Origin of the sequence: Burkholderia gladioli (genome assembly GCF_000959725.1) — a bacterium.
In the GTDB taxonomy this organism is placed as follows: domain Bacteria; phylum Pseudomonadota; class Gammaproteobacteria; order Burkholderiales; family Burkholderiaceae; genus Burkholderia; species Burkholderia gladioli.
In genome coordinates, this window is sequence record NZ_CP009322.1 from 2,304,710 (window position 1) to 2,317,988 (window position 13,279).

15 protein-coding genes are annotated in these 13,279 nt (G+C 70.6%); 9 read left to right on the top strand and 6 right to left on the bottom strand.

Features of this window, described 5'->3' with window-relative positions; translation table 11 throughout:
* The first annotated feature begins 101 nt into the window (after positions 1–101).
* The 3 genes from BM43_RS10280 (at position 102) to BM43_RS10290 (ending at position 2,739) form a co-directional block, all read left to right on the top strand.
* Positions 102–986, top strand: coding sequence for a LysR family transcriptional regulator (locus BM43_RS10280; protein ID WP_025102002.1), 885 nt, complete (start codon positions 102–104; stop codon positions 984–986).
* Between the two features lie 137 nt (positions 987–1,123).
* Positions 1,124–2,056: an AEC family transporter gene (locus tag BM43_RS10285; protein ID WP_042286494.1), complete on the top strand. Its 933-nt coding sequence runs from the start codon at positions 1,124–1,126 to the stop codon at positions 2,054–2,056.
* A 149-nt stretch (positions 2,057–2,205) separates the two neighbouring features.
* Positions 2,206–2,739 (top strand): flavin reductase, encoded by a 534-nt coding sequence (locus tag BM43_RS10290; RefSeq protein WP_025102000.1) that lies wholly within the window; start codon positions 2,206–2,208, stop codon positions 2,737–2,739.
* Between the two features lie 25 nt (positions 2,740–2,764).
* Here the strand turns inward: BM43_RS10290 and BM43_RS41865 are convergent, their stop codons facing one another.
* Both BM43_RS41865 and BM43_RS10295 read right to left on the bottom strand, forming a co-directional pair.
* Entirely contained in the window at positions 2,765–3,037 is a 273-nt protein-coding gene (locus BM43_RS41865; RefSeq protein ID WP_174490201.1) for a transcriptional regulator/antitoxin MazE, read from the bottom strand.
* 143 nt (positions 3,038–3,180) lie between these two features.
* Positions 3,181–4,065, bottom strand: a complete 885-nt coding sequence (locus BM43_RS10295; RefSeq protein ID WP_036055658.1) for a LysR family transcriptional regulator — start codon at positions 4,063–4,065, stop codon at positions 3,181–3,183.
* A gap of 139 nt (positions 4,066–4,204) precedes the next feature.
* Between BM43_RS10295 and BM43_RS10300 the strand changes: the two genes are divergently transcribed.
* The gene (locus BM43_RS10300; protein ID WP_025101998.1) at positions 4,205–4,963 is read left to right on the top strand and encodes a TerC family protein; all 759 of its coding nucleotides are present in this window, start codon (positions 4,205–4,207) and stop codon (positions 4,961–4,963) included.
* A gap of 147 nt (positions 4,964–5,110) precedes the next feature.
* Here the strand turns inward: BM43_RS10300 and BM43_RS41315 are convergent, their stop codons facing one another.
* A complete protein-coding gene (locus BM43_RS41315; protein ID WP_036055657.1) occupies positions 5,111–5,770 on the bottom strand; it encodes a hypothetical protein in 660 nt (219 codons plus the stop codon).
* 81 nt (positions 5,771–5,851) lie between these two features.
* On the bottom strand, positions 5,852–6,121 hold the full coding sequence (locus BM43_RS40280) for a hypothetical protein (RefSeq protein WP_124083540.1): 270 nt from the start codon (positions 6,119–6,121) through the stop codon (positions 5,852–5,854).
* Positions 6,122–6,317: 196 nt separating this feature from the next.
* On the opposite strand from BM43_RS40280, the gene BM43_RS10310 reads away from it, so the two are divergent.
* Together BM43_RS10310 and BM43_RS10315 are read left to right on the top strand one after the other, a co-directional pair.
* Positions 6,318–6,575, top strand: coding sequence for a hypothetical protein (locus tag BM43_RS10310; protein WP_025101996.1), 258 nt, complete (start codon positions 6,318–6,320; stop codon positions 6,573–6,575).
* A 119-nt stretch (positions 6,576–6,694) separates the two neighbouring features.
* A complete protein-coding gene (locus tag BM43_RS10315) occupies positions 6,695–7,846 on the top strand; it encodes a L,D-transpeptidase (protein WP_042286498.1) in 1,152 nt (383 codons plus the stop codon).
* A gap of 164 nt (positions 7,847–8,010) precedes the next feature.
* Here BM43_RS10315 and BM43_RS10320 read toward each other — a convergent pair whose 3' ends face one another.
* Entirely contained in the window at positions 8,011–8,676 is a 666-nt protein-coding gene (locus BM43_RS10320; RefSeq protein WP_036055655.1) for a pyridoxamine 5'-phosphate oxidase family protein, read from the bottom strand.
* 97 nt (positions 8,677–8,773) lie between these two features.
* On the opposite strand from BM43_RS10320, the gene pdxR reads away from it, so the two are divergent.
* Positions 8,774–10,261, top strand: coding sequence for a MocR-like pyridoxine biosynthesis transcription factor PdxR (gene pdxR / locus BM43_RS10325; protein WP_036055653.1), 1,488 nt, complete (start codon positions 8,774–8,776; stop codon positions 10,259–10,261).
* Positions 10,262–10,284: 23 nt separating this feature from the next.
* Here the strand turns inward: pdxR and BM43_RS10330 are convergent, their stop codons facing one another.
* Positions 10,285–11,127 carry an SDR family oxidoreductase gene (locus tag BM43_RS10330; protein WP_036055652.1) on the bottom strand — a complete coding sequence of 281 codons (843 nt, stop codon included), beginning with the start codon at positions 11,125–11,127 and terminating at the stop codon, positions 10,285–10,287.
* A gap of 100 nt (positions 11,128–11,227) precedes the next feature.
* Here BM43_RS10330 and BM43_RS10335 point away from each other — a divergent pair, with 100 nt between their 5' ends.
* Together BM43_RS10335 and BM43_RS10340 are read left to right on the top strand one after the other, a co-directional pair.
* Positions 11,228–12,133 carry a LysR family transcriptional regulator gene (locus tag BM43_RS10335; RefSeq protein WP_036055650.1) on the top strand — a complete coding sequence of 302 codons (906 nt, stop codon included), beginning with the start codon at positions 11,228–11,230 and terminating at the stop codon, positions 12,131–12,133.
* Between the two features lie 264 nt (positions 12,134–12,397).
* Entirely contained in the window at positions 12,398–13,261 is an 864-nt protein-coding gene (locus BM43_RS10340; RefSeq protein WP_080742260.1) for an alpha/beta hydrolase, read from the top strand.
* The last annotated feature ends 18 nt before the right edge of the window (positions 13,262–13,279 follow it).

Genomic DNA, 13,279 nt, shown 5'->3' on the forward strand with positions numbered 1-13,279 from the left:
CTCGACACGGCCGCCCGCCAGGGCGGCAACCCGCGCCCGCTCGCGCCGCCTCACCATCGCGCCGCGGCTCGCGACGCGCCTCGTCCCGATGATCGCCGCCCATGTCGATACGCGCCTTCCGCACCCTCGTCGCCATCGCCCGCCACGGCACCTTCGCGCGCGCCGGCGACGCGATCGGCCTCACGCAATCGGCCGTGAGCCTGCACGTGAAGGCGCTCGAAACCGAATTCAGCGTGCAGTTGTTCGACCGCTCGCGCCGCCAGCCCACGCTGACCGAGGCGGGCCGCATCGTGCTGGCCCAGGCCGAGCAGATCCTGGCGATGGTGGACGGCATCCCCGATGCGCTCAGCGACGAGAAGCAACTGGTCGGGCGGCTGCGCGTCGGCGCGATCCAGACCGCGCTGTCGGGGCCGATGCCCGATGCGCTGCTGTCGCTGCGGGTCGCGCATCCCTCGCTGCGCGTGCATGTCGCCGCGGGACTGTCGCTGGCGCTGGCGCAGCGCGTCGCCGGCGGCGAGCTCGACGCGGCCGTCACCACCCACCCGGTGCGCCCGCATCCTTCCGGGCTGGTCTGGCAGACGCTCTACGAGCACCGCTACTGGCTGGTCGCGCCGCCGCGCCACGAGGGCTGGAGCGTGCGCGAGCTGCTCGAGGCGCTGCCCTTCATCCGCTTCGACGCGCAGGCCTGGGCCGGCCGCGAGATCGCCGCCGAGCTGCGCCGGATGGGCATCAAAGTGCGCGAGGAGATGGTGCTCGACAGCACCGAGACCATCGTCCACATGGCCTCGCGCGGCCTGGGCGCCGGCGTGGTGGCGCTGCACGACTCGGTGCTGGCGCGGCTGCCGCCGGTGGTGCGCCTGCCCTTCGGGCAGCCGCAGTTGCGCAGCGCAGTGGTCCTGCTCGAACACCGCTCGCGCCCGGCGCAGCGTTTCGCGCAGGCGCTGGCCGCCGAGCTGATCGCCTCATCCATGAGGTTTTCTCATTGATCGCCCGAGAAATCACCATCATTTCTCGTGGTTGCGCGTGCTTAACTTGAGGGCATCCTCACTACCGCGCAAGCTGCCATGTCTTCGATCCTCCCTCGCCATCGCGGGCGTCGCGTCGCCTCGGTCGGGCTTCCGGCATGAGCGGCGCGATCGTGCTCGCGCTGCTGCCGGTGGCGCTGCTGGTGACGCTCGGCCACGCCCTCAAGCGCACCGGCTTCATCGCCGACGCGTTCTGGCCGCCGGCCGAGCGGCTCTGTTACTACGTACTGCTACCGGCCCTGTTCGCGCACGGCCTGGCCACCGCGCAGCTCGGCGCCCTGCCGATCCTGCCGCTGGCCGCCGCGCTGGTCGGCGCCACGCTGGCCGCCGCCGTCGCGCTGCTGCTGATGCGCCGCTGGGTGAGGGTCGACGGCGCGGGCTTCACCTCGGTGTTCCAGGGCGCGGTGCGCTTCAACAACTACGTGGGCACCGCCGTGGCGGCCGGCCTGCTAGGCCGGCAGGGCATCGCGCTATCAGCGGTCTGCGTGGCGGTGATCGTGCCCACCGTCAACCTGTTCTGCGTGCTGGTCTTCGCGCGTTACGGCCAGACGCGGCTCGGGCCGGCCGCGGCGCTGCGCCAGGTGCTGACCAACCCGCTGGTGGTGGGCTGCGCGATCGGCGGCGCGATGCAGGCCGGCGGCATCGCCGTGCCCGCCGCGATCGAGCCGGCGGTGCGCGCGCTCGGCGCCGCCTCGATGCCGCTCGGCCTGCTCTGCGTCGGCGCCGCGCTGCGCTCCGGCGCGACCCGCGCCTGGCTGCAGCCGATGCTGGTCGCCTCGCTCTTCAAGTTCCTCGCCATGCCGCTGCTGACCTTCGCGGCCGGCCGCGCGCTCGGGCTCGGCGAGGCCGTCATGACGGTCGCGCTGCTGTTCCAGGCCCTGCCGACCTCCTCCTCGTCCTACATCATGGCGCGCCAGCTCGGCGGCGACGCGCCGTTGATGGCCGGCATCACGGCCATGCAGACGCTGCTCGCGATGGTCGCGATGCCGGTCATGCTGGTCTCGCTGGCGAGCCTCGCGCATGGTGCCTGAGGCGGCGCGGTCGAAAACCCCGGCAAGCAAGGGGTTACCCTGACTTTTTCCGCCGGACGGGCGACACTGCGGGACTATCGAGCGAATCCGGCCGCCCTGTCCCATGAGCGGCCGCGGCCTTCGCCATGTCGTCCGCTCCAGGAGTGTCCATGACCGACCCAACGCGCGCAGCCGCCGACGAGGACGCGCGCCAGTTGTTCCGCCACGCGATGGCGCATCTCGGCGCCGCCGTCAACCTGATCACGACGGCGGGCCCGCACGGCCGCTGCGGCGTGACGGCGAGCGCGGTCTGCTCGGTCACCGACGCGCCGCCCACCCTGCTGATCTGCCTGAACCGTTCGAGCAGCACCCACGCCACGCTCACCGGCAACCGCTCGCTATGCGTGAACGTGCTGCCCGGCGAGCACGAGCCGCTGGCGCGTCATTTCGCAGGACTGACCAGGATGCCGATGGACGAGCGCTTCGGCCTGGCCGCCTGGGACGAAGGCCAGGACGGCGTGCCGGTGCTGCGCGACGCGCTGGCCAGCGTGCAGGGGACCATCGTGGAGATGAAGGAGGTGGGCTCGCACACGGTGGTGTTCGTCGAGGCCACGGCGATCCGCGTGCGCGGCGATACGGATGGGCTGATCTACTTCGGCCGCGCGTTTCATCGGGTGGGTGGAGCGGTGGAAGTGGAGATCTGAGGCAGCGGGCGAATCACGCCCGGCTTCAATCCTGATTGCCGGGAGCGCCCCATTCGCTGCCGCGAGGCGCCCCGAAATCAGGATCGGGATGCGGCTCCAGCGTTCCCTCGCGAAGCTGCTGCAAATACCGAACACGCGAAAATCGCTTCATGGCGTCGGGCGTATGTCCCGAGCGCTGACTATTTTCAGCGTCACCATCGAGCCTTGGCTTCTCGATGTCTGCTAGTTCCGGCGTGAAATCGGCAGGAAGACAATCCCGCCGGGCAAGGTCGGGACGCTTAGGCCTCTGAATCGTCATGCTCGTACCTCCGTGGATTCGGTAATAACCGGCGAGCTGAAAATTCTGTCGACAGCGATTCCCGGCGGCAAGCTGCCCTATCGACGCAGGGAAAAGTGACATTCCGTCGATACCCACCCGCCACGACCACGCTCCGCCGCGTCTCACTGCCCCTCGAGCGCCGCCATCACCCGCTCCACCAACGGATGATGCTCGCCGCGCCGCGAACGGATCGCATAGATCTCGTCCACCACCCCATCGGCCCGCCCGAGCCGGCGCAGGCCGCGCAGCATGGCCGCGTCGCCGGCCCCCGCCTCGCTCAGCGGAAACACGCCCAGCCCGCGCGCGCCGAACACCGCCAGCAAGGCGCTGTCCTCGAATTCGCCGGCGATGCGCGGCCGGATCCCGCTCGCCTCGAAGCTGCGCTCCAGTTGCGCGCGCAAGGGTGAATGCGCGGTCGGCAGCAGCACCGGCAAGCTGGCGAGGCAGTTGGGAAACCGCTCGCGCGCGACCCGCGTGACGAGGCTGGCCGGCCCGTACCAATCCACCGCCGAAGCCACCAGCCGCTCGCTCGTCAGGCGCAGGGTGGGATGCGGCGGCGCCGGCTGGCTGGCCAGCACCAGGTCGAGCCGGTGCAGCGCCAGTTCGGCCAGCAGGTCGTCGAGCTCGCCCTCGTGGCAGCGCAGCCGCAGCGACGGCGTGTCGAGCGCGGGCTCCAGCACCGCGTGCGCGGCCAGCTTCGACACGCCATCGGTCAGCCCCACCGCGAGCCGCGCCAGCTCGCCGCTGGCCGCCGCGCGCACGTCGTCGGCGATATGCGCGCCGATCCGGAACATCTCGTCGGCGCGCGCGAAAGCCGCCTGGCCGGCCTCGGTCATGGTCACGCCGCGCCCGGCCGCTTTCAGCAGCGGATGGCCGAGCGCGCGCTCGAGCTCGCGCACCTGCGCGCTGATGGTCTGCACCGCCATGTCGAGCCGCTCGGCGGCGCGCGCGAAGCCGCCCTCCTTCACGACCACCCAGTAGTAGTACAAATGTCGAAAATTCAGCATGATGGCTCCAGCAGTCGTGACGAACTTCGGAAAAACCGATGTTGGAATCAGTTTCGAGATGGTTTTCCCGAAGCCTACGATCGCCGATCATAACAAGCCTCGACACCAGCCCACCAATGGATTCCGGAACCCGACCGCCATGGACCACCTGCTGACCCTCGCCGCCGACCCCGCCGTCTGGGCCGCCCTCGTGACGCTCGTCGCGATGGAGATCGTGCTCGGCATCGACAACCTGATCTTCATCTCGATCCTCAGCAACAAGCTGCCCGAGGCGCAGCGCGCACGCACCCAGCGCATCGGCATCGGCCTGGCGCTGTTCCTGCGGCTCGCGCTGCTGGGCACGGTGGCCTGGATCGCGCGGCTCACCCAGCCGGCCTTCACACTGTTCGACCACGCCTTCTCCTGGCGCGACATGATCCTGATCTCGGGCGGCCTGTTCCTGGTCTGGAAGGCGACCAAGGAGATCCACCATCACGTGGCGCCGGGCGAGCAGGCCGGCGCGGCGGGCGGGGTGGCCGCCGCGATGCTGACGCCGGTCGCGGCGATCGGCCAGATCCTGGTGCTCGACATCGTGTTCTCGATCGACAGCATCGTGACCGCGATCGGCATGACCGAGCACGTCGCCATCATGTTCATCGCGGTGATCGCCGCCGTCACGGTGATGCTGGTCGCGGCCGGCCCGCTGTCGCGCTTCATCGACCGCAACCCGACCATCGTGATGCTGGCCCTGAGCTTCCTGGTGGTGATCGGCATGACGCTGATCGCCGAAGGCTTCGGCAGCCACGTGCCCAAGGGCTACATCTACGCGGCGATGGCCTTCTCGGCCTTCGTGGAGGGGATGAACATGCTGTCGCGGCGTGCCAAGGCGAAGCGCGGGCAGGCCGAAGGCGGGCACTGAGGCTCGAGCGGCCAGGGCGGCGCAGCCGGTCGCTGCGCCCACCGCGATCCGCTCGGCTTGACGCGTGCAACGCGCGAGCGGATCGACAGCAGGAAAGGGGAAGAAGATGAAGACGGGCGGCGCGGAAACTCGACGACGCCCCGTGCCTCAGCGCTCGGCGGTCTGCAGGCCGCGCACGCGGCCGCGGCGCCGGGTGGCGAGCCGTTGCGTCTCGCGATGGGCGCCGGCTGCCTGCATCGCGCGCTCGATCGCGAGCGCCGCATGCGAGCCGGTCGGCTCGCCGATCGCCAGCTCGGCGTAGTTGCGCGCATCGGCGGCCCATTGCGAGGCCAGCGTTGCGTAGCGGCGCGCACGCCGGGCGCGGTCCTGCAGGCGCAGCGCCAATGCTTCGGAGCCCGATACGTTCGGGCGCGCGTTGCGCACCGCCTGCGCGGCGCGATGCTCGAGATCGACCGCGTCGGCATCGGCCTCGCGCGCCTCGCGAATCGCGGCCTTGGCGGCGGCCTGCGCGTCGCGGGCCGCCGAGCCCAGCGCGGTCGCGCCATCGGCCGCCTGGCGCCCCTTGGCGGCGGCGTCGGCAACGGGCGGCACGAAACCGGCCACGGCGGAAGAAACCAGGCGAGAAGCGAGATGGGACGCGACCGGATCGGTGCTCGCGCGACGCGCGGCGGGCACGGCCTCGCGCACCAGCGCGTGACGGGCATAGGGATTCCGTCTTGCCTGGCGTCCGGCGAACCAGACGCCGGCGCCGATCGCGATGATCGCGACGCCGATCGACGCGGCAATGAGCAACAGGGTTTCTTGCATCGTCCAGGGTGAAATCACGGATGGCGGCGCAGCCCGCCGGAATTTCGGCCGGCGCTGGGGAGGCGCCGGCGAGCGCGCCTACTATACCGCTATCAGCGCTTTTATGTAGGTATTCACCCTGATGGGCCCGATAATTTTTTCGTCATAGGAATCAAATCCGGCTGGCGAAACAACACGAAATTCGTGATTCGGCAGCCGATCATTTCGCGTCGCAACATCGACTTTCGGATTGCATCGCGCGCCATTGACGGCATCGATGGGGGAGGTTTGCTGCTTTGCAAACCTGCTGTTCCAGAGGCCGTCGAGGGCGGGCGCGAAGCGTGTCCACGATGCGACAGCAATGATGTCCATCGTGCACGTTTTCGTTCGCAATCGAGGCTGCACGTTCCGCTCGTCGGCGCCCCGCAGATCCGGGCGAACCAATCCCGCATGCAATCAACTTGCTTCGGGTAACTGACGACCGCGAGCCTCACCGATGCCCATCGCCCCGCTACAGGCCGTTGCGGCCCACCCCGAGCGCAAGGTCGATTCCGGTTAGACTCTGTGGATGGAAAAATGCCGCTACTGCGAACGAATCCGCGACGAATGGGAATGCCACGGCCCGGCGTGCCGGGGTGCGATCGCCCGCGCGCTGAAACGACAGCGGGCCGGCCTGCCGCTGGTCGCCAAGGTGATCCGCAATGAAATCCCGGCCGGCGCCAGCACCGGCGAGGTGATCTCGGTGCTCTCCCGCCAGCGCCTGCGCGCCCGGCGCGGCAACGAGGAGCGCCGCGAGCGCAAGGAAATCGACGAGGATCTCGGCTGAACCGCTTCGCCGCCTGAGCTCCTGCGCTCCGACCCCGCTTACAAGTCGTCACAACCCCGGCCGAACGAATTCGGGCCAGCCATGCCTCACCGTCATCGTTGTTGACACGAGGCCCCCTGATGCCAGAACAATTCGACGCCCCGTCGTCATGGCACCCCGCTCCTCACCGCGGGCGTGCGATCGCCTGCCTGGCCTGCGCGGCATTCGCCGTGCTCGGCACCCTGCCCGTGCCGGTGCTGGCCGCCGACGCTCCGGCGCAAGCGCCCGCTTCCGCAGCGCAGGCTCCGGCCGGCAAGGCGGCAGAGCCTGCCGCGGCCAAACCGTCGTCACACGCCGACGCGGCTCCGGCTTCCACGGCGTCCGCCGCTTCGGCAACCTCCGGCGCCAGCGCTTCGGCCGCCTCGTCGGCCTCTGCCGCCGAAGCGCCCGAGGTCCCCGCCGAACTCCCCCCGCCCGTGTTCCATCGCGCGCCGAAGAACGCCGACGAAGCCCTGGCGATCACCCGGCGCGCACTGGCGATGCGCGATACCTACGCGCGCGAGGTCACGCGGCGCCTGACGGTGCCGGCCGCGGCCCAGCGCGAATACGCGACGCGGCTGCAGCAGGCGCTGGCCGCCAAGGGCCACGGCGAGCTGGCCGGCGAATACGTGGTGCTGGTCGATCGCGCGCGCAACGTCCAGGCGCTGTTCGTCTACTTCCGAACTACACCCGGCAACGAGTGGCAGTTGATCGGCGCCTCGCCCGTCGGCACCGGGCTGCCGGGCCAGTACGACCACTTCGTCACGCCCACCGGCGTGTTCGAGCACTCGCCCGTCAACATGGATTTCCGCGCCGAGGGAACCGAGAACGAGAACAAGATCCGCGGCTATGGCGCGGCCGGCCGGCGCATCTTCGATTTCGGCTGGGTGGACGGACAGCGCGGCTGGGGCAAGGGCGGCACCTCGCCGATGCGCTTCCAGATGCATTCCACCGATCCCGACAAGCTCGAGCCGCTGCTCGGCATCCGCCACTCGAAGGGCTGCGTGCGGATTCCCGGCTCGCTCAATGCCTTCCTCGACCATCGCGGCATCCTCGATGCCGACTACGAGACGCGAGCGAGCGAGGGCGAGGCGCCGTGGATCCTGCGCGACCAGCCGCGCGAGCCGACACCGGACGCGGGCCGCTACCTGGTGGTGATCGACACGGCGAAGGCGGCACGCCCGGCCTGGTCGCCGCTGCCGGGGCGCGCCGCCTGGTCGAAGCTGCCCAAGGGCGGAGATACGGCCGACTGAAGGTCGACTGAAGGTCGACTGAAGGCAGACCAAAGGCCGACTGAAGGCCGCTTGCCCCCTCTCACGACCGGCTGAAGCGCATTCGCCGACGAGGGCGGGTCCAGCGCTGCCGAGGCTGCTTCGGCAGCCGCCGAAGCGCTGGCAACCCGGCGCCGCGCCCGTGCTCAGGCGAGAACGACGCGCTCCCAGTCGCGCACATAAGCGGGCGTGCCATCGGGCGCCGCCTCGACGATCGGCGCCCCGCGCGCCACGCCCAGCGGCAGCACGCCGGCCCAGACCGGCAAGCCGAGATCGTCCTCGTCGTCCTTCGGGCCGCCCTGGCGAACCTTGGTCGCCACCTCGTCGAAGCCGATCCGCAGCACCGTGGTCGCCGCCAGCTCCTTGGCATTGGCGGGGCGCGCCTCGCGGCTGCGCCCCGGCGCGAGCTGTTCCAGGAATACGTCGAGCACGGCACCCTTGCCCGCTTCGGGCACGACCTCGAAGCAGCCGTAGATCATCGCCGAGCGATAGTTCATCGAATGATTGAAGGCCGAGCGCGCCAGCACCAGGCCGTCGAGATGCGTGATGCTCACGCAGACCTGCGCGCCCGCGGCGGCCAGCTTCAGCATCCGGCTGCCGTTCGAACCATGGATGTAGAGATGATCGCCGTCGCGCCAGCAGGCGGTGGGAATGCAATGCACGCCCTGCTCGTCGGCGAACGCGACATGGCAGACATGGGCCGCGTCGACGATCGCCTCCAGCGTGGCGCGATCGTAATGGGCGCGCTGCGCGACACGGCGCACGCGGGTGCGCTCCGAGCTGGGGAGATCCCTGGCGGGGGCTTCGTTCATGGCCTGGCTCCGGAATGACGGGATGGAAAGCATCGGACGATACGCAAACCATGGCACCATGCCTAGATCCAGCCGATCATCGATTCTTGGAGCCACGATGGATTTCCGCGTCCTGTTCGCCGCCTTCCTCGAGCCCGCCGGCGCCGCCGACGAAGCGCGCCAGCCACGCCAGCATCGCCTCTACGCCTGCCTGCGCGAGGCGATCCTGCAAGGTCGGCTCGATGCCGACACGGCCCTGCCCTCCTCGCGCACGCTGGCCGAGCTGCTCGGCATCGCCCGCAACACCGTGCTGCACGCCTACGAGCGGCTGACGGCCGAAGGTTACGTGATCGCCGACCGGCAAGGCACGCGCGTGGCGCGCACCGGCCTGCCGCCCGCGCGTGCCGAGCGCGTGCCGCCGCTGGCGCCGCCGCCCCTGTCGCGGCGCGCCGCGAGCCTGAGCCGCAACGTCGATCGCCCCGGCGAGCTGGGCGCCTTCGTGCTCGGCGTGCCGGCCCTCGACGCCTTCCCGCTGACGGCCTGGCGGCGCTCGGTGGAACGCGCCTGGCGCCGCATCGGCCCGGCCCAGCTCGACTACCAGCCCGCCGCCGGCAACCTGCGGCTGCGCCAGGCGATCGCCAGCTACCTGCGCGTCTCGCGCGGCGTGGCCTGCGAGGCCGAGCAGGTGCTGATCACCGACGGCACGCAATACGGCCTCGATCTCTGCGCGCGGGCGCTCGCCGATGCCGGCGACATCGCCTGGATCGAGAACCCCGGCTACGGCGGGGCGCGCGTCGCGCTGCAGGCCGCCGGGCTGCGCCTGGTGCCGGTGCCGGTCGACGCGCATGGCCTGGCGCCCACGGCCGAGTTGTGGCGCAACGCGCCGCCGCGGCTGGTCTACATCACGCCCTCGCACCAATACCCGCTCGGCGCGGTGATGTCCCAGGAGCGGCGCGTCGCGCTGGTGCAGGCCGCGCGGGACGCCGGTGCGTGGATCGTCGAGGACGACTACGACAGCGAGTTCCGCCACCACGGCACGCCGCTGGCGGCCCTGCAGAACGTGGTGCGCGACGCGCCGGTGATCTATCTCGGCACCTTCAGCAAGGTGATGTTCCCGGCCTTGCGGGTGGGCTTCGTGGTGGTGCCGGGCGCCATCGCGCCCGAGCTCGAGCAGGTCTCCTCGGCGCTGTCGCCGCGCGGGCGGCTGGCCGACCACCTCGCGCTGGCGGAATTCATCGAGGCGGGTCATTTCAGCCGGCACCTGCGCCGCATGCGCCGCGTCTATGCCGAGCGCCGCGACGTGCTGCACGAGGCGCTGACGCGCCGGCTCGGCGGCCTGCTGACGGTCTCGGCCGGCGACGGCGGCATGCATCTGTCGGCACGGCTCGACGCGCCGGTCGCCGACGTCGAGGTCGAGCGCGCCGCGCGCGCGCACGGCCTGATGCTGCGTGCGCTCTCGCCGTTCTGCCTGCCCGGCTCGGACAGCTCCGCCTACAACGGCCTGGTGCTCGGCTACGGCAATGTGCCGGCCGAGTCCATGGAGGCGGCCGTGACGCGGCTCGAACGCGCGATCGTCGAAGTACGGGGCGAGACTCGCCTCACCTGAATCACGCGCACGGAATGGCCCGCTCAGGCCGGCGCGTCGAAATCGGTCGAATGCGCCAGTTCGCGATCGGCCTCGACGGCGGCGAGCCGCTCGCCCAAGGCATTGCGGATCATCGTGTAGGCATCGCGGCCGAGCGCGATGCGTTTGGGCGCCGGCGTGCGATCCACGCTGTCGATCATGATCGACACCATCTTCGCCGGATCGCCGCTGGCGACGAAACCGGGATCCGACAAGCGTGCGTGCAGGGCCCCCAACGGCGTGTCGCGATAGGCTTCCAGCTCGGCGCCGAAATGCCGGCCCGCCGCGCGGCGGAACGCCGTGCGCGCGCCGCCCGGCTCGACGATCGTCACGCCGATCCCGAACGGCGCCACCTCGGCGGACAGCGCATCGAAGAAACCCTCCATGCCCCACTTGCTGGCGTGATAGAGCGAGGCGCCCGGGTGGGTGGCCTGCCCGCCATAACTGGAGATCGCCAGGATCCGGCCGCCGCCCTGGGCGCGCAGCCCCGGCAAGGCCGCGCGCGTGACCTGGATCGGGGCGATCAGGTTGGTGTCGATCTGATGGCGGATCTGCGCGTCGGACAGGCCCTCGGCCGCGCCGAACAGGCCGTAGCCGGCATTGTTGACGATCACGTCGATCCGGCCGAAGACCTCGAAGGCCTGCGCGACCACGCGCTGGATGCCCGGCAGGTCGGTCATGTCGAGCGTGGCGCTCCAGAGCGCGTCGCCATGGCGCTCGCGCAGGTCCGCGACGGCCTGCGTGTCGCGCACCGTGCCGGCCACGCGATCGCCGCGCGCCAGCAACTGCTGCGTCATCTCGCGGCCGAAGCCGCTGCCGATGCCGGTAATGAACCAGGTTCGGGACATCTCGTTCTCCTTGTGGCGGTGATGGAACGGCACGCAATTTAGCAGCGATAATGCGAGCCGATAACCGCCCTGAACCGGCATACCCTGATGGCGAAAACCCATGAATGAGCGCGTCACGCTAGTCGAGCTGCGAGCGCTGGCCGCGGTGAGCTCGCAGCGCAGTTTCCGCAAGGCGGCCGAGGCGCTGGAGCTGGCGCCCTCGACGCTGAGCCACATGATGCGCGAGCTGGAGGAACGCCTCGGCACGCGCCTGTTGAACCGCACCACGCGCAGCGTCTCGCCGACCCAGGCCGGCGAACGGCTGGTGGCGCAGCTCGCGCCGATCCTGGCCGGCCTCGACGAGGCGCTGGCCGAGCTCAGCGCCTCGCGCGAGGCGCCCGGCGGCCGGCTGCGGCTGACTGCTTCGGAGACCGTATCGATGCTGCTGGTCCGGCACGTGATGCCGGTATTCATCGAGCGCTATCCCGAGGTGGAAGTCGACCTGGTGGCCGAGCCGGCCTTCGTCGACATCGTCGCCGAAGGCTACGACGCCGGCTTCCGGCTCGGCGACGACGTGCCCCGGGACATGGTCGCGATCCGCTTCGGCAGCCCGTCGCGGATGCTGCCGGTCGCCTCGCCCGCCTACCTGAAGGGCCGCCGCGCGCCGCGCACGCCGGACGAACTGCGCGAGCATCGCTGCATTCGCGCGCGCACGCCGGCGGGCCGCCCTTACCGCTGGGAATTCGAGCGCCACGGCGAGGCGATCTCGCTCGACGTGCAGGGCGCGCTGACGCTGAACCGCACCGAGCTGATGATCGAGGCCGCGCTGAAGGGGCTGGGCATCGCGATGGTGCCGGAAAAGCTGGCGCTGCCCCATCTGCGCAACAAGTCGCTGCGCGCGCTGCTGGCCGACTGGTGCCCGGTCTATCCGGGCCTGTTCCTCTACTATCCCGGCCACCGCCAGGTGCCGGCCGCGCTGCGGGCCTTCATCGAGGTGCTGAAGGAGCTCGACGCGACGCGCGCCTGAGCGCCGGGCTGAGCGCATATCGCGCGCCGGCGCCCTGCGATCGGCCGCGCGGCGCCTTTCCGGATGCTTCGTTTTCCTTGCGATTCGATGTCGATCGGGATGCGCGAGCCCGCCGCACGGGCCTGCACCGATGACATACGCCGAACGTATCGCGGCGTCGCCGAAAATGTATTGGTCGCGCCCCCGGCCGCTGGCGTACGCTAGGCGCGCGGCGCAATCGCGCCGCCCCGCTTTCGTCCCAGTTATCTCGGTGGTACTCAGCACATGATTCGTCGGTCCCGCTTGTCCATCCTCGCCGTCGCGCTGCTCGCGCTCGGCTTCTCCCATGGCGCGAGCGCGCGCCGCCCGTCGGCGGACGAAGTGCCGCCCCCGCCGCCCGCCAGCGTCGCCGCCGGCACCGATCTCGCCACGCGAAGCGCCGTGCAGGACCTGCCGCTACCCGGCGGCGAGCACCAGCGCGTGCTGTTCTACGGCCCGGCAGGCCCGATGCGCGGCGTGATCCTGATGTTCCCCGGTGGCGCCGGCGACGTCGACATCGAACGCGACGGCGCGATCCGCCACGACAACAACTTCGTGGTGCGCACGCGCGAACTGTGGGCCCGGCTCGGCTACGGCGTGGTGATCGTCGATGCGATCGGCCACAAGTCGATGCGCGGCGAGCGCAGCACCGAGGCCTATCGGCAGGTGCTGCGCGAGATCCTCGACTACGCGCACACGCTCACCGATCGCCCGCTCTGGGCGATGGGCACCAGCCAGGGCTCGATCGCCGCGATGGCGGTCGGCTCGAGCGCGCGCGACGGCGAACTGGCCGGCATCGTGCTGACTGAATCGGTGTCGGTGGTCGGGCATTCGGGCGAGACGGTGTTCGACGCGCGGCCCGAACGCGTGCGCGCGCCGGCCCTGGTGGTGGCCAACCGCGACGACACCTGCACCGTCGCGCCGCCCTCGCGCGCGCCCGAAATCGCCGCCGCCATGAAAAACAGCGCGGCCACCGTCCTGCATGTCGAGGGCGGCGTCGCGCAGTCATCGAATCCGTGCAGCTCCTTGTCGCCGCACGGCTATTTCGGCATCGAGAAACAGGTGGTCGGCGATATCGCGCGCTGGATGCGCAGCGTCGCGCCGCAATGACGAACGGCGGCAGGCGCG